Consider the following 20,238-nt stretch of genomic DNA (forward strand, 5'->3'; position numbering starts at 1 on the left):
CTCAGGACGGCGGAGCCGCCGGCCCGTACACCGCTGCAGGGGCCCCGGTCACCAGCGCCCAGTACCGGTCGCCGTACGACCAGTGCCACCACTCGGTGGGGTAGTTGACCAGGCCGGCCGAACCGAGGGCGTGCGCCAGCACGTCGCGCAGCGCGCGGGCCTCGGGCGAGATGTCGGGCGCGCCGAAGTAGCAGCGGCCGCCGGACTGCTCCGGCGTCGCGTCGATCGGGGTGCCCATGTCGAGCGGCCCGTTCGCGTCGGCGAGCGTGAGGTCGGTCGCGGCGCCGGCCACGTGGGGCGCCACGGCGATCGGCGACACGAACCGGCTGGTCAGCACCTCGAGCTGGTCCGCGTCGATGCCGGGATGCTCGGCGCGGACCTCGGCGGCGTAGGTGTCGATGATGCGCTGCTGGTCGGCCGGGTGCCGGTGGCCCTCGACCACCTCCAGGCGCAGGCCGTCCGGCAGCATCCCCTGGGCACGCAGCAGCCGCCGCGCGACGCCCTCGCGGACCAGTGCCCCGGCCGGGCCGAAGCTCTCGTCGAGCACCACCAGGGGCTCGTCGCTCTCCTCGACGCCGATCGCGGAGACCCGCGAGTCGGACAGGAGGACGATCTCGCCGTCGCCGTCCGGGGCGGGCAGCGTCGCGACGCGCGGCGTGTTCGCGGTACCCGGGGAGACGGACGACGTACCGGACAGGCTGGATGTCATGACTCTCCTGACAGGTCGGCGCAGGCGCGCAGCTCGTCGAAGTTGTGCCGGGCCAGGTCGGCGCGCCAGCCGCGGAGCACCTCGGGCTGGCCGGTCGGGGTCATCACGGTCGGCACGAACTCCGACCCGGTCACCTCGCGCCCCTGGACGGTCAGCCGGAGCACGCCGGCACGGGCGCTGTAGGGCTCGTCGAGCCCCTCGCTGTACCAGAGGAAGTTGCCCAGGCCGTAGGCCACGTAGGCGTCGCCGAGGTGCCCGGCGCCCTGCAGCACATGGGCGTGGGCGCCGACGATCACGTCGGCCCCGGCGTCAACCAGGCCCTGCGCGAAGGCGGCCTGGCGACCGGTCGGGCACTGGTCGTACTCGGCACCCCAGTGCGGCAGCACCACGACGAGGTCGCTCTCGGCGCGCGCGGCGCGCACCGCGGCGTACGCGCGCTCGGTGTCGAACGCCATGGCCATGCCCGCGCGGTCCGGGGTCGCCGCCCACTCCTCGGCGAGGTCGTCGACCTGGCTGAACGCGAGGATCGCGACGTCGACGCCCTGGACGGTGCGGTGCACGGGCGTGAACGCCGCGTCGATGTCCGGGCCCACGCCCACCGTGTCCAGACCGCCCGCGGCGGCCTTGCGCGCGGTGTCGGCGAGGCCGGGCTGCCCGTAGTCCAGCGTGTGGTTGTTGGCCAGGCTGACGACGTCGATCCCGGCCTCGGTCAGCGCGGGCACCGCGGTGTCCGGCGCCCGGAAGAGGTAGTTCTTGTCCTCGGGGACGCCGCGCGACGTGATCGGCGTCTCGAGGTTCACGATCGTGAGGTCGCCGTCGGAGAGCTCCTCGGCCACCGGGCCGAAGGCGGTGGCCGGGTCGGTGAGCAGCTCGGCCACGCGGTCCTCGAAGTGCACGTCGCCCGCGAAGGTCAGCGTGATCTCGGGCGGCTCGGCCGGCTCGGACGCGTCGGACGCGGTGGCGCACCCCGCCACGGCGAGCAGGGCGACGCCCGCGACGAGCGCGGCGAGCGGGCGCCGGGTGCGGACGTTCATCGGTCCACCTCGGTGAGAGCCTCCGGGAGAGCGGGCGCGGGGTCCGCGCCGGGGTCGGGTCGAGCGGGGTCGGCGCCCCGCGGGCGGAGGCGCCGGAGCACGACGTGCACGAGCGCCGTGGCCACCACGCCGCACAGCACGACGACGGCGGTCAGCACCACCGGCTCCAGCAGCGCCACCGCGTACTGCGGCCCCTGCCCCACGTACCCGAGCCGGGCCAGCGCCTCGCTGTCGATCAGCGCGAGCACCGGGATCATGGCCAGGTACGTCGCGACGGCCGCGCCGCCCACCCGGGCGAGGCCGCGGCTGCCGAACCGGCCCGCCGAGAACCGGTCCACCAGGGTCAGCGCGAACGGCAGCACCGCGAGGCCGGCCACCACGACGGCGAGCGCGTCGGGGAACCGCGGCACCCCCAGCACCGAGGCACCGACGAGCGCGACGGCGCCCCGCTGGGCCAGGGCCCACCGGCCTGCGCCGTCCGCCAGCCGGTCGGCCACCGGGCCGAGCCGCAGGCCCGCCATGAGGAAGACCAGGAACGTCACCGCGGGCGTCAGCAGCGTGAGCGCCGCGAGGCCCAGCACGAGCACCGCCGTCGGCAGGCGCCAGGTCAGCCGCGCCACCACGGGCGCGAGCGCGAGCGACCACAGCAGCGAGTACTCGGGCGGGGGCAGCAGCACGAGCGGGACGATCTCCGCCAGCCCGCGCGCGGGGATGCCCGTGAACCCGGAGTTGAACTGCCGCAGCACGGCGAGCGTGAACCCGAGCCACGCGACGTGCGCCACGAGCAGCGGCACCGCCCAGCCGAGCAGCAGGGAGCGCCAGCTCCCGATGGCCGGCCGCTCGACGGCCCGGCCGAGCGAGGTCAGCAGCAGGGGCAGGCCGAGCACGCCGAGCACGGCGCCCAGCCACCACCACACGACGGGGACGGGCAGGTCGATGGTCCAGGCCACCTGGAGGTAGTGGCGGTCCACGGCGTAGGCGGCGACGACGGCGACCACGCCGACGGCCGCGCTGGTCGTCCGCGTCACGGCTGCGGCTCGTAACGTCGCGGCACGCGTGCTCCGATCCCGGTGAGGATGTCGTTCGTGTTGGTGCCGGCCCAGCGCGCCCAGTCGTGCACGGTGGGTTCGCCGTGGTCGCCGGGGCCGAACATGACGGCGACGTCGCCCGCCCGCACGGGCAGGTCGCCGACGTCGAGCACCACCTGGTCCATGGCGACACGGCCCGCGACCGGGCAGCGCACGCCGTTGAGGAGGAACTCGGCCACACCGGCGGCCTGGCGCGGCACGCCGTCGGCGAAACCGAGCGGGACGAGCGCGAGCGTGGTCTCGGTGCTGGTCACGTAGTCGAGGCCGTAGTTGACGCCGGTGCCGGCGGGGACGCGCTTGGTGAGCAGCACCTGGGCGCGCACGGTCATGGCGGGGCGCAGCCCGTGCTTCTCCCCCGGCACGGGCTCGACGCCGTACAGGCCGATGCCGACGCGCTGCAGGTCGAACCGGCTGCGCGGCACGCGCAGCGCGGCGGCCGAGTTGGCGACGTGGACGATCTCCGGCTCGAGCCCGGCGTCGGCCGCGAGGCGGCGCGCCACGTCGAAGGAGTCGAGCTGCTCGGGCAGCCCGTGCATGTCGGGCTCCTCGGCGCTGGCCAGGTGCGACCAGATGCCGCGCACGTGCACGGCGCCCTCGCGGTGCAGCGCGCTCGCGCGCTCGAACAGCGCGGGCCAGTCGTCGCTGAGCGCGCCGCCGCGGGACATGCCCGTGTCGAGCTTGAGGTGCACGTTCGCCACGGTCAGGGTGGCCCGGGCGGCCTCGGCGACGGCGTCCAGCGCCTCGACCGTGGCCACGGACACGTCGATGCCCGCGAGCAGCACCTTCTCGAAGGCCTGCCCGGGCGGGTACATCCAGATCAGCACGGGCGCGGTGATCCCGTCGGCGCGCAGCGCGAGGGCCTCCGTGGCGCCGGCCACGCCGAGCCACGTGGCGCCGCCGGCGAGCGCGGCGCGGGCCGCGCGCGTGGCACCGTGACCGAACCCGTTGGCCTTGACGATCGCCATCACGTCGGACCCGGTCCGCTCGACGAAGGTGCGGGCGTTGTGCGCGATGGCGTCCAGATCGACAACCGCCTCCGCCATCGTGTCCATGGGCCGGGAGATCGTGTCCGTCACCCGTGGAGGGGGAGTCGGTACTTGCACGGCGGCACCCTTCCGGAGGTTCCTGCTCACACTCCAGTCCGATCAGTGGTCATCCCGGTGATCAGACGGGGAGCAGGCACCCGATCTCAGACGTCAGCAGGAGGGACCGAGTCTAGGGTATTTTCTCCGGTGAGCCGTGAACCGAGCACAAAGTGACCTTCAGGTCGAGCGGCGCCATGCACGAGGATCCGGGCCCGGGGTGCTGACGCTCCCTGTCGTGCGCGGCCGCCGAGGCCGTCGTCGCGTGACCGGACATGACCTTGGATTGAGATACAGATGTCGAGAAGAACCCGTGTCGTCGTGCTGTTCGGCGGACGCAACACCGAGCACGAGGTGTCCTGCCGCTCCGCCGCCAGCGCCGTGCAGCACCTGGACCGCACCCGCTACGAGGTGGTGCCGGTCCGGATCACGACCACGGGGCACTGGGTGGTGGGCGCCGCCCTCGGCGAGCCGGACGGGACGCAGCCCGCCGTCGACGACGTCGCCCTGCGCGCCATGACGCCCGAGCCCGCCGTGCTGCCGACCATGGCCGAGACCCTGGCCCGCGCCCTCGACGCGATGCGCGACGCCGACGTGGTGCTGCCGATCCTGCACGGCCCGTACGGCGAGGACGGCACGGTGCAGAGCGTGCTCGAGCTGGCCGGCGTGCCCTACATGGGCAGCGGCGTGCTGGCGAGCGCGACCAGCATGGACAAGGACTTCACCAAGCGGATCCTCGCGAGCCGCGGCATCCCCGTGGCGCCCGGCGCGGTGCTGCTCACCCCGGACGACGAGCTCTCGCCGGAGGACCTGGAGCGGATCGGCCTGCCCGCCTTCGTCAAGCCGTCGCGCGGCGGTTCCAGCGTCGGCGTCACGCGCGTGGACGACTGGGCCCAGCTCCCGGCCGCGCTGGCCACCGCCCGCGAGAGCGACACCAAGGTGCTGGTCGAGGCCGGGGTGCCGGGCCGCGAGATCGACCTCGGCGTGCTGGAGCTGCCCGACGGCCGCGTGGTCACCAGCCCGCCGCTGGAGATCAAGGTGGGCGAGGAGCACGGCTGGTTCGACTACGAGGCCAAGTACGAGGCCGGCATCACCGACTTCGTCGTGCCCGCGGACCTCGACCCGCGCATCGCCGAGCAGCTGTCGTCCGTCGCGCTCGAGGTGTTCCGCGAGCTGGGCTGCTCGGGCCTGCTCCGCGTGGACTTCTTCCTGCCCGAGGTCGACGGCGAGGTGGTGCCGACGGTCAACGAGGTCAACACCATCCCCGGCCTGACCGCGATGTCGCAGTTCCCGCGCATGTGGCGGGCGGCCGGCACCGACTACCCCGAGCTGCTGGACATCCTCATCGAGACGGCACGCACCCGCGGGCCGGTACCCGCCGTCCTGTCGTGACCGCACCGAGCAGTGCGCCGAGCGGCGCGACGACGAGCTCGTCGGGCCCCGCGGCGGAGACGATCCAGATTCCCGTGGTGGCACCGGCGGCCGCCAAGAAGCCCCGCGCGGGCTGGGCCGACGTCGCCAAGGGCGTGTGCATCCTCCTGGTCGTGCTGTGGCACGTGATCATGAAGATGTACCTCACGATCGACTGGCACCTGCCGGTGCCGCTGCCCGGGCTGTGGGGTGCGTTCGGCGACATGCTGCTGCCGCTGCGCATGCCCGTCTTCTTCATGATCTCCGGCATGTTCGCGCTCTCGGCGACGGCGCGGCCCTGGTCGGTCGTCGCGCGGAGCCGGATCGCCCGGTTCTACTACCTGTACCTGCTGTGGTTCGTGGTGCACACCACGGTGCTGGCGATGGTGCCCGACTTCGACACCCTGGCCGCGCACAGCGCCCTGGACGTGCTCGAGCAGATCACCATCACCCCCACGAACCTCTGGTACCTGTTCGCCCTGGCCCTGTACTTCGTGATCGCCAAGGTGACCCGGAAGCTGCCCACGTGGGCGGTGCTGGTGCCCGCGCTGGCGCTCTCGGCGATCGCCTCGGCGGGCCTGCTGGCCGCGCCGGGCAACCGCGGCCAGCTCTACCAGAACCTGTTCTTCTTCCTGCTCGGCCTGCGGTTCCGGCCGCTGGTCGAGCGCTGGGCGCAGGTGGCGACCCTGCGGCACGTCGTGGTCGGCGGTGTGGTCTACGGCGCGGCCATGGTCGCGATCCAGGTGCTGGACCTCAAGTTCGTGTTCGGCGTGTGGCCCGCGGTGTGCCTGCTCGCGGTGGCGCTCGGCGTCGCCGTCGCCGTCCAGCTCGACCGGCTGCGACGCGTCGGGCCGATGCTCGCCCGGCTCGGTCAGCAGACGCTGCCGATCTACGTGATCCACATGCCGCTGCTGGCGCTGGTCACCGCCGCGGTCGTGGGGCCGTTCTCCGCGGTCGGCACGGCGCCCCAGCTCGTGCTGGCGGTGGTGCTGCCCGTCGTGCTCACGGCGCTGCTCGCCAGCGTGTGCCTCACGCTGCACTCGTGGCTCATGAGCGCGGGCGCGACGTGGCTGTTCGACCTGCCGGCGTTCAGCCGGCGTGCTCGCCGCGGGTCTCCCGCCACCACAGCAGGCTCACCAGCACGGCCAGACCCTGGCCCAGGTGCCGCCGGTACGTACTGAACGGCAGCCCCAGCCGCTCGGCGGCGGCCTCCTGCGTGGGGGCGCCGCCGAGGTAGGTGGCCACCAGGGCCCGGTGGCTCTTGGCCTCCCGCGGGTCCTGGCTCATCTCGTCCAGCGCCTCCTGCAGCACGTGGCGCAGCGCCGCGACCCGGTCCTTCTCCGGGCGCTCGGCGACCATCCGGGTGCGCACCAGGGGGTTCTTGGCCAGCAGGTCGGGGCGCCGCCACGAGCGCAGCGCCTCGCGGACCTCGCTCTCGAAGGCGTCCCGGTCCGGGGCGGCGACGGGGGCGACGGTGGGCGCCGCGGCCGGGGCTCGCCCGGCGCGCGGCCTCCGGGCGGCCGGACCCGCCGGCGCGACCTCCCGGGCCGCAGCGCTCGCGCCGTCCGGCGCCGGGCCGCGCCAGCGCCACTCGGTCCCGATCGCCTGGCACACGAAGGGCCGCACGCGCAGCCCGCCGGGCTCCGCCTCGACGAACGGCAGGGACCGCAGCCAGCGGAACAGCTCGGTCGGGTCGCCGACGGCGCCCGGCGCGCCGGGCCCCGGGACCAGGCCCGACAACGGCGCCAGCGTCGCCTCCGTCGCCGGCTGGTTCGCGGCGCACAGCTCCAGCGCGCGGCGGTGCGCGGGCGACGGCAGCTCCCCCACCACGCGGTCGAGCACCACGTGCGCGACGGCGAGCCGCACGTCGTCGTCGGACGCTCCCGCGCCGAGCGCGTCGGTCGCCACGAGCAGGGCCAGCGGGTTGCCGTCGGCCACGGCCAGCAGCACGTCGTGCCGGTCCCGCGGCACGGAACGCCGGTCGAGCAGCAGGCGCGCCTCGTCGAGCGACAGGTCGCCCAGCTCGTGCACGCTCAGGAGCTCCTGCCAGCCGGGGTCGGTGGTCCACTCCAGCCCGGGCGGCCGACGGCCCGCGAGCACCACGACCGTGCCGACGGGCAGCGTCGGCAGCAGCGCCTCGCGCAGGCACGTCTCGGCCTCGGCCCAGCCGTCGAAGTCGTCGACGAGCAGCACGGGGGGCGCGGCGCCGTCGTCCGCCTCGTGGCCGGGCGGGGCGAGCAGGGCGAGCTCGGCCCGGAGCAGGTTCAGGGACGACGCCGCGCGGTACGGCCCCGTGCGCACCACGCGGCGGCCCAGGTTCTCGGCCTCGCTCACGAACCGGCGCAGCAGCGCGGTCTTGCCGGTGCCGCCCGCGCCGTGCACGAACAGGACGGTGGACGCCGCGGCGTCGGCCAGGGCGGCCCGGAACGCGGCGATCTCGGCCGCACGCCCGACGAAGGCGCGCCGCCTGGCCGCCTCCAGGCGGTGGCCCAGCGCGCGAGCGTGCGTCGTGCTGCCGGACGCGAACATCTCACCCACGGTCGCCTCGCTCCTCGCCCCTCCGGTCACGCTGCGCGGACAAGGATTCTCGTCCCGGCGGCCCGGCGCCACCAAAGTAGCGCCTCTGCCGAATCGTGACCCTGGAGCACTGGCCGTTCCGGCCGGACGGCGGATACTGCGAGAAGGGGGCCGAACCGTCTCCTGGAGGTGCGCCATGGTCCACCACGTCGTCCGGCACATCGTGCGTGGCCTGGCCGCCGCCGGCGGCGCCGTCGCCCTCGCGTTCACCGGCACCGTGCTCACCGGAACCGCCGGGCCCGCCGCCGAGCTGGAGACGCCGGTCGTGTACCCGTCCGGGTCGTCGGTCACGCGGGCGGACCGCCTCGGCTTCGACGCGTGCACCGCGCCGTCGCTCGCGGCGCTGCGAGCGTGGAAGGGCAGGTCGCCCTACACGGCCGTGAACATCTACTTCGGCGGCAACAACCGCGGGTGCGCCCAGCCGAACCTCACCGCGTCCTGGGTGCGCGACGCCACGGCGGCCGGCTGGCGCCTGCTGCCCACCTACTTCGGGTACCAGCCGTACTGCATGTTCGGCGACAAGGAACACCGTTACAACGCGACGAACGCCACGGTGCTCGGCACCTCGGACGGCACGGACGCCGTGGCGCGGGCCAAGGCCCTGGGCCTGCTGCCGGGCAGCGCGCTGTACGCCGACGTCGAGCACTACGACCGCACGGTCACCTCGTGCCGCACCGCGGTGCGGCGCTACGTCTCGGCCTGGACCAAGAAGCTGCACGCCTCCGGCTACCTGGCGGGCGTGTACGTGCACCAGGACTCCGGGCTGCGTGACCTGTCGAGCAGCTACACCTCGACCTCCTACGCCCGGCCGGACGCCGTCTGGATGGCGCGGTGGGACGGCAACCAGGCGCTGACCGGCTGGCCGACGGCGCCGAACTGGCAGTGGTCGCTCAGCCAGCGCGCCAAGCAGTACCGCGGTGACCACGACGAGACCTGGGGCGGGGTGACCCTCAACATCGACTCCGACCGCCTCAAGGCGCCCGTTGCCACCGTCGCGCGCACCTACCGGGTGACGAGTCCCGACGCGCTCAACGCCCGCAGCGGACCCGGCACCTCCTACTCCGTGGTGCGCTCCTACGCCCCGGGCGCGGCGCTCCCCGCGGTGTGCCAGGGCCTGGGGCAGCGCGTGGGCACCACCGCGGTCTGGGACCGGCTCACCACCGGGGCGTGGGTGAGCGACTACTACGTGTCCACGCCGTCGAGCACCGGGTTCTCCCCGGCCCTGCCTCGGTGCACGTACCCGGGGCAGGTGACCACCGACTCGCTCAACGCCCGCACCGGCCCGGGCGTGTCCTACCCGACCACCGGCAGCCCGCTGCGGCGCGGTGCCCTGGCGCCGGTGATGTGCCAGAAGGCGGGCAGCCGGGTGGGCACCACCGCGGTGTGGAACAGGCTGAGCGACGGGCGGTGGGTCACGGACTACTACGTGTCCAACCGGTCGAGCACCACGTGGAGCGCGCCGGTGCCGCGCTGCCCCTGAGGGCAACGCCGCACCGGCCCGGCTCACGCCGACGCGAGCGCCTCGGTCGGGGGCAGCCGCGCCGCCCGGACCGCCGGGTACAGGCCCGCGACGACGCCGACCACCACGGCCCCGGCCAGGCCCAGCCCGGCCGCGGCGGGTGGCAGCACCACCGGCCAGCCGCGCGCGAGCACGTAGACGACGGTCCCCGCGGCGCCGAGCAGCACGCCCAGGAACCCGCCGGCCCCGGAGAGCAGCACCGCCTCGGTGAGGAACTGTGCGCGCACGTGCCCGCGGGTGGCCCCGAGCGACCGGCGCAGACCGATCTCGCCGCGCCGCTCCAGCACCGAGACGATCATCGTGTTGGCCACGCCGATGCCGCCCACCAGCAGCGCCACCCCGGCCAGCCCCACGAACAGCCCCGAGAACGTGGTCTCGGTCTGGCGCTTGGCGAGCAGCGCGTCCGACGGCCGGCTCACCGCCACCAGGCCCGGCAGCTCCGGGCTCACCGTGGCGGGCAGCACCGCCCGGACGTCCTCGATCGCGTTCTCGCGCGCCGTCACGTACAGCACGCTGGGCCGCCCGTCGAAGCCCAGGTACTGCTCCGCGGCGGGCCAGCCCACGAGCGCCGCCTGGTCGATCGCGGGCACCAGCCGGGCCGGCTCCAGCACCCCGACCACGGCGAACCACCGGTCACCGATGAGCACCTGGGGGCCCGGGCCGTCGTCGGGCAGGCGGGTGATGCCGAGCCAGCGCGCGGCCTGTGCGCCCAGCACCACCGTGGGGAAGCCGTCCACGGCGGCGTCGAGGTAGCGGCCGTCGGCGAGCTCGGCGTCGACGGTGCCCAGCAGGTCGTCGCGCGCCGCGAGCACGGCCACGCCCACGCCGGACGACTCGTCGGCCACGTCGGAGCGGCGCACCGAGGCCTGCGTGTTCGCCACGGCGCTCACTCCCGTCACCGGCCCCACCCGGCCCGCCATGGCGACGGACTCGGCGGGGAAGGTCGCGACGTCGTCGCTCTGCGCGGGGCGGGCCGAGACCTCCAGCAGGTCGGTGCCGAGCCGGGACAGCTCGGCGAGCAGCGCCTGCTGCCCCGAGGCGGGGATCCCGGTCACGGCGACGAGCGTCGCCACGCCGATCGCGATGCCCAGCACGGACAGCGCGGCGCGGGTCAGCCGGGCGGTGACCCCGCCCACGGCGATGCGGAGCAGGTCGAGCAGGGAGATCCTCACCGGTCCGCCTCCTTCGCGCCACCGACGGCGACCGCGCGCTCGTCGGCCACCACCCGGCCGTCGCGGAGCGTGACCCGCCGGGGCAGGGACGCGGCCAGCTCCTGGTCGTGCGTGATGACGACGATGGTCACGCCGGTCGCGTTGAGCGCGCGGAACAGGTCGACGACGGCGGCCCCGGTCACCGAGTCCAGCGCGCCCGTCGGCTCGTCGGCCAGCACCACGGCCGGCGACGTGACCAGCGCGCGGGCGATGCCCACCCGCTGGCGCTCCCCGCCCGAGAGCTGGTGCGGCAGGTGCCCGGCACGGTGCGCGAGCCCCACCCGGTCCAGTGCCTCCAGCGCGAGGGTCTCGCGGCGGCGCCGCGGCACCCCGGCGTACAGCAGGCCGGTCTCGACGTTGCGCACGGCGGCCTGCCGGTCGGCCAGGTGCGACTGCTGGAAGACGAACCCGATGCGCCGGGCCCGCAGCACGGACAGGGCGCGGTCGCCGAGGGTGTCGACCCGCTCCCCCGCCACCCGCACGGTGCCGCTGGTCGGCCGGTCGAGCGTGCCCATGAGGTGCAGCAGCGTCGACTTCCCGGAGCCGGAGGCACCGACCACGGCCAGCAGGTCGCCGTCGGCCACGGTGAGGGACACGTCGTCGAGGGCGGTCACGCCGCCGTCGTACGTCTTGGTGACGTGGTCGAGCTCGACGACGCCGCCGGTCGGCTCGCTCATGGCGCGTCCACCACCGTCAGCCCGTCGGTGACGCCGTCGCCCGAGACCTCCACGAGCCCGTCGGCGAACAGGCCGGTCTTCACGCGCAGCAGCGTGCCGTCCGGCAGCTCCACGCCGTACCCGCCGCCGGCCAGGGCCAGCAGCGCGCTGACGGGGACGGCCAGCACGTCCTCGTGTGTCGTGCCCGCGAAGGCGACGCGCACGGCGTCCGACGTCGCGCCGTCGAACGCGCCGGGCTCGTCCGCGGCGATGACGGCGACGGACTTCTGCGCGCCGTCGTCGCCCTGCTGGGTGCCCACGGACGCGACCTCGCCGGGTACGGCCGTGCCGTCGGCGAGCATGACGGTCACGGCCGCGCCCACGGGGTGCGCGGCGCCCTGGACCGCGTCGAGCTGCACGGACACGGTGCGCGCGGTCGAGGTGACCGTCATCAGGTCGGCGTCGGCGGGGTCGCCGAGCGCGGCGGACACGGACTCGACGCGCACGGCCGTGGGCAGCACGACGGCGGACGCCGGGTCGAGCTCGCCGGTCGGCTCGAGGCCCACGTCGTCCTGCCACTGCCGCACCGCCTCCCCGAGCGCCGGCGTGTAGGCGGGGTCCTGCCGCGTGCCGACGTAGTAGCCGAGCGCGTCGAGGTTCTTCTTGAGCACGGCCACGTCGTTGCCGGTGAGGTAGGCCTCCCCGGCCTTCTTCGGCACGGCGAGCTTCCGGAAGAAGGGCGTGCCGCCGGTCAGCAGCGTGACGGGCTCGTCGTCGGCGCGGTAGAGCTGCTCGCCCCGGCGGACGACGGCGCCCGGCGCGGGCAGCGCGGTGACGGTGCCGCCGCCGCGGCCGGTCACGGTCTGCGGCACGCCGAACCCGAGGGTGCCGGGCACGAGCTGCCGGTCGGTGAGGTCGACGCGCTGCACCGTCGTGGTGGGCCCGGTCGAGGGGGTCGCCTCGGGGTCGGCGTCGGCGGTGCCGGAGCGGAACCAGAGCAGGCCGGCCGTGGCCAGCGCGACGACCAGCACCCCGGTGACGCCGGCCGCGAGCGCCGTGCGGCGGCGGCTCACCGGTCGCCGCCGAACGCCGCGAGCATGCAGTCCTCCTCGATGACGTCGGCGTCGTCGGGCAGCACGACGTCGCTGTCGTCGTACGTCCAGGACGGGAGGGTGGGGTCGCCCGAGTCCTTGGTGAGGTGCACGGGCATGCCCTTCTCCTGCATGCAGGTGACCCAGGCGACGAAGTCGTCGTGGTAGTCGGGGTTGATGTCCGGGTCGAGCTCCGGGGGCTGGAGCGGCAGCAGGTCGGCGCACGCGGTGGTGGCCTCCTCGGGCACGGGCTGGAGCACCACGATCGCCTCGCGTCCGCCGGTGGCCGCGGCGACGCCGGCCTGCCTGCCGTCGTTGACCTGGGCGCCGTTGTCGAGCAGGCACTGGTCGTAGGTGGTCCAGAGGGCGGCCTCGCGTTCCGGGGAGTCGTCCATGCGGAGCTGGGGGCGGCCGGTGGGCGTGGCGTCGTCGGCCGGTGGCTGGTCGCTCGTGTCGTCGCCGCTCGTGTCGTCGTCGCCCGTATCGCCGCCGGTGCCGGTCTCCGTGCCGTCGTCCGTGCTGTCCGGGACGGAGGCGACGGGCGGGTCGGCCGCCGTGTCCTGCGTGGTACCGCACGCGGTCAGGGTGCCCACGAGGAGCAGGGCGGCCGCGAGGAGCGCGGCCCGGCGCGGGGTGGCTGTGGTGGTGGGGTCGGTCATGCCGCCGACGCTAGGGACGGCATGTCAGGAACCTGTCAGGATCTGGTCGGGGGCCCGTCAGACCCGCGGTTCCGGGCCCGCGGCTTCCTATGCTGGCTCGCATGGCACGACTGGTCATCGCGGAGGACGACCCCAAGCAGGCCGAGCTGGTGCAGCTCTACGCCCGCAACGACGGGCACGACACGACGGTGGTCGGCGACGGCCGGGGTGCCCTGGAGCAGGTGCGGCGCGAGGCGCCCGACCTGCTGGTGCTCGACGTGATGCTGCCGCGCGTCAGCGGCCTCGACGTCGCCCGGATCCTGCGCGCGGAACGCGACCCGCTGCTGGCGCGGCTGCCCATCCTCATGCTCACAGCCCGGTCCGCGGAGGACGACCTGCTGCTGGGCCTCGACCTCGGCGCCGACGACTACGTGACCAAGCCGTACAGCCCGCGCGAGCTCATGGGCCGGGTGCGCGCGCTGCTGCGCCGGTCGCGCCCGGCAGCCGGTCCGGCGGACGACGGCGCGCTCGTCGTCGGCGCCCTGCGCGTGGACCCGGTGCGGCACGAGGTGCACGTGGGTGACGTCGCGGTGCGGCTGACGCCCGGCGAGTTCGCGCTGCTGGCCCTGCTGGCCGCCGAGCCGGGGCGCGCGTTCACGCGCGAGAGCCTGGTGACCGACCTGTACGGCACGGCCCGGTACGTCTCGCGCCGCACGGTGGACACCCACGTGGTGAACCTGCGCCGCAAGCTCGCCGCGGCGGGGCCCGCCCCCGAGCTCGTCACGGTCTACGGCGTGGGCTACAAGCTCGCCGAGCGGACGGCGTCCTGATGGCGCGCGGCGGCGTGCCGCTGCACCGCAGCCTGGTCACCCGGCTGATCGCGATGTCGCTGGCGGTGTGCGCGGTCTCCGTGGCCGCGACGGCGTGGCTCGTGGTGCGCAGCACGGACGCGGCGATCGAGGAGGTCAACGGCCAGACGTTGCGCGACGACGCCGTCGTCTACGGTGTGCTGCTCGACTGGGCGCGCGACCACCGGGACTGGTCCGGCGTGCAGCCGCTGCTGGTGCGGCTGGCCAACCGCACCGGGTACCACATCCTGCTCACCGACACCGAGGGCGTCCTGCTCGCCGACTCGGCCGCCGCCCCCGGTACCCCGCCCGCGGCCGGCACCGCGGTGGACCTGGCGGACACGCGCGCGATCGTCGACCCCGCGCAGGTGGACTGGTCGCTGCTGCAGCACGCGCCCGGCGCGCAGGAGGCGGAGCCGACGCCGTCCGCCGTGCCCTCCGTCGTGCCGTCCACCGAGCCGTCCGTCGAGCCGTCGTCGGGGCCCGTGCCGGACGCGAGACGCTCCCGGGCTGCCGCTGCCGCACCCGGGACGGACCAGGTGGCCGTGCCGCCGTCCGCGCCGTCCGCCCGCCTGTTCATCACCGGTCGCGAGCCTGTGGCCAGCACGTTCGTGGACCTGTCGGCGCCGAGCCGGGCCCGCATCGCGGGCCTGGCCGCCCTGGTGCTGGCGCTGGCCGCGGGGGTCAGCGTCGCCGTCGGGCTGCGCATCACGCGCCCGCTGCGCGAGCTCGCCTCGGCCGCGCGCCGCATGACCGACGGCGACGACGACGCCCGCGCGCTGGTGCGCACCCGCGACGAGATCGGTGAGGTGGCGACCGCGTTCAACTCCCTGGCCGAACGGCGCGGCGAGCAGGAGCGGCTGCGCCGCGCGATGGTGGGCGACGTGGCGCACGAGCTGCGCACCCCGCTGAGCAGCGTGCGCGGCTGGCTCGAGGCCGCGCAGGACGGGCTCACCCCGACCGACCGCGGGCTCGTCGACTCCCTGCACGAGGAGGCGCTGCACCTGCAGCACCTCGTGGCCGACCTCCAGGACCTCGCGCTGGCCGACGCCGGCGAGCTGCGCCTGCACCCCGAGCCCGTGGACCTGGCGGCGGTGCTGGAGCAGGTGGTGCGCGGGCAGGGCGCGGCCGCGAGCGCCAAGGGCGTCCGGCTGGCGGCCCGCGCCCCCGGAGTCTCGGTGCACGCCGACCCGGTGCGGCTGCGGCAGGCCGTGACCAACCTGGTGGCGAACGCGGTGCGGCACACGCCGTCCGGTGGCAGCGTCGAGGTGACGGGCGCGCCCGACGGGGGCGTCGTCGTCGTCCGGGTGCGGGACACCGGCGAGGGCATCGCCGCGGCGGACCTGCCGCACGTGTTCGAGCGGTTCTGGCGCGCCGACGCCTCGCGGACCCGCGGCACGGGCGGCAGCGGACTGGGCCTGGCGATCGTGCGCCAGGTCGCGGAGCTGCACGGCGGGAGCGTCGGCGTCGAGAGCGTGGTGGGCCGCGGGACGACGTTCATGCTGCGGCTGCCGGCGGACGCGGGGCGCGCGGGCGGCGCGGACCTGCAGCCGGCCGGTCGAGGTGCGGACGACCGTTAGCCGCGCGGGAACCGGACCGGCCGGTCGACCTGGAAGATGAGGCCCGGTTCGGTCCTGCGGCGCCGGAGCGGCCAGGCGAGGACGCCGACGCACAGCGCGAGACCGGCGAGCCCGGCTGCCGACGCTACGACGATCGCACCCGGTCGGGCCAGGTGGTCGAGGTCGCCCAGCGGCACCACCCAGCCCGGGTGCCCGGTGTCCTGCAGCACGACGAACCCGTCCCGGTACGGCTCCACGTTGGTGTACCAGCCGGGTTCGAGCTGCTCCTCGATGTACCGCACCGGCACGACGACCTCGACGTCGTGGTACTCGGTCGGGTCCTTGGTGTCGCGGACCTCCGCGAACATCTTCGTGGACACGGTGCGACCGTCCCGCGTGTCGATGGTGACCAGCGCGTCGAAAGCCTTCGTCTCGACGCCGACGTCGCGCAGGTGGTACGCGATGGCGGCCTCCCGCCCGCCGGTCGCCCACAGGAGCGCACTCACGGCCAGCAGCACCACGCCCGTCGCCATCACCAGGTCGAGTACCCGCTCACGGCGGACCGTCGAGCGGCTCCGGTCGGTGGCCTGCTCGGCGGCGGTCCGCAGGAGCCCGTCGAGCTCGCGGTCGTCCTCGAATGAGCCGTGCAGCAGGTCGAGGCGGGAGTCGACGGCATGGCGGGCGGCGTGGAACCTGCGGTGCGCATCGATCGTCGAACGCACGGCGGGCCGGGTCAGCACGAGGGGGAGCGTCAGCATCACCCCGAGGCCCACCCACGTCCCGAAGGGGCCGTCCTGGTAGACCTGGTCCTCGACGTCCTGCAGCGACATGATCGAGTCGGGGTCGGTGGGGTCGTCGCGGTCGTAGTACACCGTGAACGCGCCGTCGTAGGGCGGCGGAGCCGTCACCCACCGATCGGCGGGCAGGCCGTCCGTATCGACGATGATCGTCGGCAGATCGGAGAGGGTCCGCGGGCCGTCCGGGTACTCGACCACCGCGCGAAGACGCGAGTGGCAGCCCTTGCACGTGCGGTGATACACCTGCGCGTCGTGCGCCTCGGCCTGCGCACCGCTCTGGTAGAGGTCGTGCGCCACGTCGTACCGGTCCTGGGACCACACACCGAACGCGATCCCGATACCCCCGAAGATGAGCAGCAACATCCAGACGACGGAGGCGAGGTACCCGCCACCGGTGTACCCGCGGAACCTGAGCCGCACGGAGGCCTCGCGTGCGCCCTCGCTCCCCAACATCTCCAACCGCCCCCCCACCTGGCACCTTTGCCTGCATCGTGGCGGGCCGGGGGTGGCCGGCGCCAGCAGCGACGGCAGATTTCATCCACCCGGATCAGGCTCGGGCGTCCCCCGCCAGCGCCTGCGTGCCCAGCACCGCGAGCAGCTCGAGCTTGTCGGCGGTGCCGGTGCCGACGGCGGGCGTGAACCACAGCAGCCGCTGGCGCCCGTCCTCGCTGAACAGGTGCAGGCAGTTGACCTCGAGCAGGCCGAGGTCGGGGTGCAGCAGGCGCTTGCGGTCGGCGCGGCGGACGGCGACGTCGTGCCGCTCCCACAGCGTCGCGAACTCCGGAGAGCGGGCCTGGAGGTCGGCGACGAGGGACCGCGCCTCGGCGTCCTTGGCGGGGCGGCGGGCCACGGCGGCGCGCACGTCCGCGACGAACGCCCGCGACTGCGTCGCGTGCTCCTCCTCGGGGTACAGGGCGCGCGCTCGCGGGTCGGTGAACCAGCGGCGCACGAAGCTCGCGTCCGGGCCCTGGAACCGCGTGTGGTCGCCGAGCAGGGCGACGGCGAGCGGGTTCTGCGCGAGCGTGACGTGCAGGTCGGTGATCACCTGCGCCGGCGTCGACGTCATGCGCGTGAGCAGGTCCGTCATCCCGGGGTGCACGTGCGACGCCGGGCCGCCCGACACCGGCACGGGCCGCCCGGCCAGGTGGAAGACGTGGTCGTGCTCGTCGGAGGTGAGGCGCAGCGCCCGGGCCAGCGCGGCGAGCATCTGCTCCGACGGCTGCGACCCCGCGCCTCGCTCCAGCTCGCTGTAGTAGTCGACGGACGCGCCCGCGAGCAGCGCCACCTCGTCACGGCGCAGCCCCGGCACGCGGCGGCGCGGCCCGGGGACGAGTCCGACGTCCTCGGGCCGGATGCGCTCGCGACGCGACCGGAGGAACGCGCCCAGCTCCGCGTACTTCGTTCCGTTCATGCTCCCAGTCTGCGCGAGCCGGGGCCGCCGACCCAGGGGACGGCATCCCCTGGTACCGCCTCGCGAGCGGGCGCAGGGTGGGTGCGTCCAACCCTTCGCAGAAAGGTCGTTCCCGTGCCGTTCGCCAACCTCAAGATCCCCGCGGACACCCTCACCCCCGAGTCGAGGAAGACGCTGCAGGACGCCGTGACCGAGGCCTTCGTGGCCGTCTACGGCGAGCGCGCCCGCTCCACGACGCTGGTCATCCTCGACGAGGTGGCCGACGGCGGCTGGAGCCTCGGCGGCACCATCCTCGACCGGGACGTGCTGGGCGTGAGCTGACGGGCATCAGTGGGTGAGGGCCGGCGTCGTCGGGTCGAGCGTCAGGGCGAGCGCCTGCTCGGCCACGGCGGCGGCGGCCGGCTCGACCTCCCGCCACAGGCGCAGCTTCTCCCGGATGCGTGCGGCGTCCGCGGCGGGCGGCGCCCCGTACAGGCCGCGGTAGTCGCGGGAGAAGTGCGGCACGCTGCGGTAGCCGACCGCGGCGGCGGCCTGCGCCGCCGTCTCCCCCAGCACGATCATGCGGTGGCGGGCCTCGCCGAGCCGCAGGCGCTTGAGGTACTGCATGGGCGTCATGGAAGTCGCCTCCCGGAAACGCCGCGACAGCGTCGGCTGGCTGGCCCGGACGGCGGACGCGAGCGAGCTCAGCGACCACGGGTCGGCCATCTGCCCGGTGAGCAGGTGCACGGCGCGGGGCACCACGGGATCGTCACCGCCGATCGCGGCGAGCACCCGCGGGGCCTGGTCGGTCTGCAGCAGCCGCACGACGACCTCGCGTGCGACGAGCGGTCCGAGCACCGGGATGTTCTCCGGCTCGTCGAGCAGGCACAGCAGGCGGGAGAACGCGTCGGCCAGGGCGGGCGTCCAGGTGCCGAGCCGGCCCACCGGCTCCGCGGGCCGGGACGGGGGCGCCATCGTGGCCGCCACCTCGGTGACGATCGCGGTGGGCAGCTCCCACCGCGCGGAGACGAACCCTCGCTCGGGGTCGGTCTCGACGATGCCGGCCACGACGGGGAGATCGACGGGCGTGATGAGGAAGTGCTCGGCGCCCCACACCTGGTTGTCGTCGCCGATGATGGACCGCTTGCGCCCGGCCAGGACCACCGCCATCGACGGCGTGTACCGCTGGTACCCGAGACCCAGCGTGATCGTCATGTGCGCGAGCCGGAGGCCCAGCGCCTCGGCCCGTCCACGCTCGTGCACGCGCCGCAGCACGAGGTCGGCTGCGCGGTCGAGGCTCCGGGCCGTCGCCGCTTCTCCATCCGCCTTCATGGACCGATTGAACCTGACCCGTCCCGGTTCCGCTTCGTATGTCACCCGCCGCCCCGTGCGTCATCTGGCCGCGGCATCTGGCAAGGAATTGACCGGCTCGGGCAAAACGCGCCCGGACGGCCACGGGACCGTGGACGGACGCGGGACGGCGACCCGGCGGCACTGCTGCCGGGGGCAATGGCGTCCCAGGTCAGGTGACGACGAGAGGGACCGACATGACTGAGCAGATGCAGGCAGTGGTGGTGGCCGAGGCGAACGGTCCGTGGAAGCTGGAGCAGCGTGACCGGCCCGAGGCCGGACCCAACCAGGTGCTGGTCAGGATCCGCGCGTGCGCGATCTGCGGTACGGACCTGTGGATGGCGAACGGCACGCTGTCCTACCGCCCGTTCCCGCTCGTGCTGGGCCACGAGGGCGTCGGCGAGGTGATCGCCGTGGGGGCGGGCGTCACCCAGCGCAAGGTGGGTGACCGGGTGGGGCTGCCGATGGTGCAGAAGCGGTGCGGCAACTGCGACTTCTGTCGCGAGCAGCACCCCAACAGCTTCGTGACGGCGGCCAACTGCGCCGAGCCGGTGCTGACCGGCGTGAACGTGGACGGCGCGCACGCGGAGTACGCGGTGGCCGACGTGGACGGCACGGTGCTGCTGCCCGACGGCATCTCCTGGGAGCTGGCCGCCCCGACGCTGTGCGCCGGGTACACGGTGTGGGCGGCGCTGCGCCGGGCGCAGACCAAGCCCACCGGCCGGGTAGCGGTGGTGGGCATCGGTGGCCTGGGACACCTGGCCATCCAGTACGCCAAGGCGGCCGGGTACCACGTCACCGCGGTGACCCACAGCCCCGACAAGGCCGAGCTCGCGCGGCAGCTCGGCGCGGACGAGGTGGTCTTCGACGGCGCCGGGCTCCAGGAGGCCGGTGGGGCGGACCTGATCATGCACACCAGCAGCAACCACGCGGCTGTGGCGAGCGCGATGGAGGGGCTGCGGCCCTGGGGCAAGGTGGTCATGATGGGCATCGCGACCGACGAGCTCACCCTCCCGGCGCTGCCCCTGGTGGCGAACAGCTACCAGATCATCGGATCGGCCCACAACACCTTCGAGCACCTCGTCGAGGCGCTGGACCTGGTGGCCCGCGGCGTGGTCACGCCGAGGATCGAGGTGTTCACCAAGGACCAGGTCGAGGAGGCCCACGCCCGGGCGGAGTCCGGTGACGTGCGGTTCAAGGCGGTGGTGACGTACTGACGGCGACACCGGTTGCATAGGACGCGGCCGGCCGACGGTGCCCCCAGGCCGCCGGCCGGCCG

General features: G+C 74.7%; 19 protein-coding genes. 7 read left to right on the forward strand and 12 right to left on the reverse strand.

Annotation, left to right across the window (positions count from 1 at the left end; genetic code table 11):
* Position 1: 1 nt before the first annotated feature.
* The 4 genes from APR03_RS08545 to alr are packed head-to-tail and all read right to left on the reverse strand — an operon-like array spanning position 2 to position 3,907.
* On the reverse strand, positions 2 to 709 hold the full coding sequence (locus APR03_RS08545; protein ID WP_253834638.1) for a M15 family metallopeptidase: 708 nt from the start codon (positions 707 to 709) through the stop codon (positions 2 to 4).
* Entirely contained in the window at positions 706 to 1,743 is a 1,038-nt protein-coding gene (locus APR03_RS08550) for a CapA family protein (RefSeq protein ID WP_253834640.1), read from the reverse strand. The genes APR03_RS08545 and APR03_RS08550 overlap by 4 nt, the downstream gene beginning before the upstream one ends.
* Positions 1,740 to 2,771, reverse strand: coding sequence for a hypothetical protein (locus APR03_RS08555; protein ID WP_253834642.1), 1,032 nt, complete (start codon positions 2,769 to 2,771; stop codon positions 1,740 to 1,742). The genes APR03_RS08550 and APR03_RS08555 overlap by 4 nt, the downstream gene beginning before the upstream one ends.
* Positions 2,768 to 3,907: an alanine racemase gene (gene alr / locus APR03_RS08560; protein ID WP_253834644.1), complete on the reverse strand. Its 1,140-nt coding sequence runs from the start codon at positions 3,905 to 3,907 to the stop codon at positions 2,768 to 2,770. The genes APR03_RS08555 and alr overlap by 4 nt, the downstream gene beginning before the upstream one ends.
* Positions 3,908 to 4,210: 303 nt before the next feature.
* Between alr and APR03_RS08565 the strand changes: the two genes are divergently transcribed.
* Both APR03_RS08565 and APR03_RS08570 read left to right on the forward strand, forming a co-directional pair.
* Positions 4,211 to 5,305: a D-alanine--D-alanine ligase family protein gene (locus tag APR03_RS08565; RefSeq protein WP_253834646.1), complete on the forward strand. Its 1,095-nt coding sequence runs from the start codon at positions 4,211 to 4,213 to the stop codon at positions 5,303 to 5,305.
* A complete protein-coding gene (locus APR03_RS08570; protein ID WP_253834648.1) occupies positions 5,302 to 6,504 on the forward strand; it encodes an acyltransferase family protein in 1,203 nt (400 codons plus the stop codon). The genes APR03_RS08565 and APR03_RS08570 overlap by 4 nt, the downstream gene beginning before the upstream one ends.
* Here the strand turns inward: APR03_RS08570 and APR03_RS08575 are convergent.
* Entirely contained in the window at positions 6,413 to 7,852 is a 1,440-nt protein-coding gene (locus APR03_RS08575) for an AAA family ATPase (protein ID WP_253834786.1), read from the reverse strand. The two genes, APR03_RS08570 and APR03_RS08575, sit on opposite strands and share 92 nt — an antisense overlap.
* Positions 7,853 to 8,036: 184 nt before the next feature.
* Between APR03_RS08575 and APR03_RS08580 the strand changes: the two genes are divergently transcribed.
* Entirely contained in the window at positions 8,037 to 9,380 is a 1,344-nt protein-coding gene (locus APR03_RS08580) for a glycoside hydrolase domain-containing protein (protein WP_253834650.1), read from the forward strand.
* 23 nt (positions 9,381 to 9,403) lie between these two features.
* On the opposite strand, the gene APR03_RS08585 is transcribed toward APR03_RS08580, so the two are convergent.
* The 4 genes from APR03_RS08585 to APR03_RS08600 are packed head-to-tail and all read right to left on the reverse strand — an operon-like array spanning position 9,404 to position 13,036.
* Positions 9,404 to 10,591, reverse strand: a complete 1,188-nt coding sequence (locus tag APR03_RS08585) for an ABC transporter permease (protein WP_253834652.1) — start codon at positions 10,589 to 10,591, stop codon at positions 9,404 to 9,406.
* Positions 10,588 to 11,307, reverse strand: coding sequence for an ABC transporter ATP-binding protein (locus tag APR03_RS08590; protein WP_253834654.1), 720 nt, complete (start codon positions 11,305 to 11,307; stop codon positions 10,588 to 10,590). The genes APR03_RS08585 and APR03_RS08590 overlap by 4 nt, the downstream gene beginning before the upstream one ends.
* On the reverse strand, positions 11,304 to 12,359 hold the full coding sequence (locus tag APR03_RS08595) for a peptidoglycan-binding domain-containing protein (protein ID WP_253834656.1): 1,056 nt from the start codon (positions 12,357 to 12,359) through the stop codon (positions 11,304 to 11,306). Before APR03_RS08595 ends, APR03_RS08590 begins: the two co-directional genes overlap by 4 nt.
* The gene (locus APR03_RS08600) at positions 12,356 to 13,036 is read right to left on the reverse strand and encodes a hypothetical protein (protein ID WP_253834658.1); all 681 of its coding nucleotides are present in this window, start codon (positions 13,034 to 13,036) and stop codon (positions 12,356 to 12,358) included. The genes APR03_RS08595 and APR03_RS08600 overlap by 4 nt, the downstream gene beginning before the upstream one ends.
* A gap of 101 nt (positions 13,037 to 13,137) precedes the next feature.
* Here APR03_RS08600 and APR03_RS08605 point away from each other — a divergent pair, with 101 nt between their 5' ends.
* Both APR03_RS08605 and APR03_RS08610 read left to right on the forward strand, forming a co-directional pair.
* Entirely contained in the window at positions 13,138 to 13,845 is a 708-nt protein-coding gene (locus tag APR03_RS08605) for a response regulator (RefSeq protein ID WP_253834659.1), read from the forward strand.
* Positions 13,845 to 15,443, forward strand: coding sequence for a sensor histidine kinase (locus APR03_RS08610; RefSeq protein ID WP_253834661.1), 1,599 nt, complete (start codon positions 13,845 to 13,847; stop codon positions 15,441 to 15,443). The genes APR03_RS08605 and APR03_RS08610 overlap by 1 nt, the downstream gene beginning before the upstream one ends.
* Here APR03_RS08610 and APR03_RS08615 read toward each other — a convergent pair.
* Positions 15,440 to 16,672: a hypothetical protein gene (locus APR03_RS08615; RefSeq protein ID WP_253834663.1), complete on the reverse strand. Its 1,233-nt coding sequence runs from the start codon at positions 16,670 to 16,672 to the stop codon at positions 15,440 to 15,442. The genes APR03_RS08610 and APR03_RS08615 overlap by 4 nt on opposite strands.
* Positions 16,673 to 16,766: 94 nt before the next feature.
* Entirely contained in the window at positions 16,767 to 17,630 is an 864-nt protein-coding gene (locus APR03_RS08620; RefSeq protein ID WP_253834665.1) for an MmyB family transcriptional regulator, read from the reverse strand.
* 114 nt (positions 17,631 to 17,744) lie between these two features.
* On the opposite strand from APR03_RS08620, the gene APR03_RS08625 reads away from it, so the two are divergent.
* Positions 17,745 to 17,951, forward strand: coding sequence for a tautomerase family protein (locus tag APR03_RS08625; RefSeq protein WP_253834667.1), 207 nt, complete (start codon positions 17,745 to 17,747; stop codon positions 17,949 to 17,951).
* 6 nt (positions 17,952 to 17,957) lie between these two features.
* Here APR03_RS08625 and APR03_RS08630 read toward each other — a convergent pair whose 3' ends face one another.
* The gene (locus APR03_RS08630) at positions 17,958 to 18,941 is read right to left on the reverse strand and encodes an AraC family transcriptional regulator (RefSeq protein WP_253834669.1); all 984 of its coding nucleotides are present in this window, start codon (positions 18,939 to 18,941) and stop codon (positions 17,958 to 17,960) included.
* 215 nt (positions 18,942 to 19,156) lie between these two features.
* Here APR03_RS08630 and APR03_RS08635 point away from each other — a divergent pair, with 215 nt between their 5' ends.
* Positions 19,157 to 20,176: an alcohol dehydrogenase catalytic domain-containing protein gene (locus APR03_RS08635; protein WP_253834671.1), complete on the forward strand. Its 1,020-nt coding sequence runs from the start codon at positions 19,157 to 19,159 to the stop codon at positions 20,174 to 20,176.
* Positions 20,177 to 20,238 lie beyond the last annotated feature (62 nt).

The sequence above is a fragment of the Promicromonospora thailandica genome (assembly GCF_024171955.1).
Classification (GTDB): Bacteria; Actinomycetota; Actinomycetes; order Actinomycetales; family Cellulomonadaceae; genus Promicromonospora; species Promicromonospora thailandica.

Bases quoted from the DNA above. Each gene is read 5' to 3' on its own strand.
- APR03_RS08550 (WP_253834640.1), bottom strand. From the start codon at position 1,743: ATGAACGTCCGCACCCGGCGCCCGCTCGCCGCGCTCGTCGCGGGCGTC.
- APR03_RS08600 (WP_253834658.1), bottom strand. From the start codon at position 13,036: ATGACCGACCCCACCACCACAGCCACCCCGCGCCGGGCCGCGCTCCTC.
- APR03_RS08565 (WP_253834646.1), top strand. From the start codon at position 4,211: ATGTCGAGAAGAACCCGTGTCGTCGTGCTGTTCGGCGGACGCAACACC.
- APR03_RS08610 (WP_253834661.1), top strand. From the start codon at position 13,845: ATGGCGCGCGGCGGCGTGCCGCTGCACCGCAGCCTGGTCACCCGGCTG.
- APR03_RS08575 (WP_253834786.1), bottom strand. From the start codon at position 7,852: ATGTTCGCGTCCGGCAGCACGACGCACGCTCGCGCGCTGGGCCACCGC.
- APR03_RS08620 (WP_253834665.1), bottom strand. From the start codon at position 17,630: ATGAACGGAACGAAGTACGCGGAGCTGGGCGCGTTCCTCCGGTCGCGT.
- APR03_RS08615 (WP_253834663.1), bottom strand. From the start codon at position 16,672: ATGTTGGGGAGCGAGGGCGCACGCGAGGCCTCCGTGCGGCTCAGGTTC.
- APR03_RS08545 (WP_253834638.1), bottom strand. From the start codon at position 709: ATGACATCCAGCCTGTCCGGTACGTCGTCCGTCTCCCCGGGTACCGCG.
- APR03_RS08580 (WP_253834650.1), top strand. From the start codon at position 8,037: ATGGTCCACCACGTCGTCCGGCACATCGTGCGTGGCCTGGCCGCCGCC.
- APR03_RS08605 (WP_253834659.1), top strand. From the start codon at position 13,138: ATGGCACGACTGGTCATCGCGGAGGACGACCCCAAGCAGGCCGAGCTG.
- APR03_RS08635 (WP_253834671.1), top strand. From the start codon at position 19,157: ATGACTGAGCAGATGCAGGCAGTGGTGGTGGCCGAGGCGAACGGTCCG.
- APR03_RS08630 (WP_253834669.1), bottom strand. From the start codon at position 18,941: ATGAAGGCGGATGGAGAAGCGGCGACGGCCCGGAGCCTCGACCGCGCA.
- APR03_RS08590 (WP_253834654.1), bottom strand. From the start codon at position 11,307: ATGAGCGAGCCGACCGGCGGCGTCGTCGAGCTCGACCACGTCACCAAG.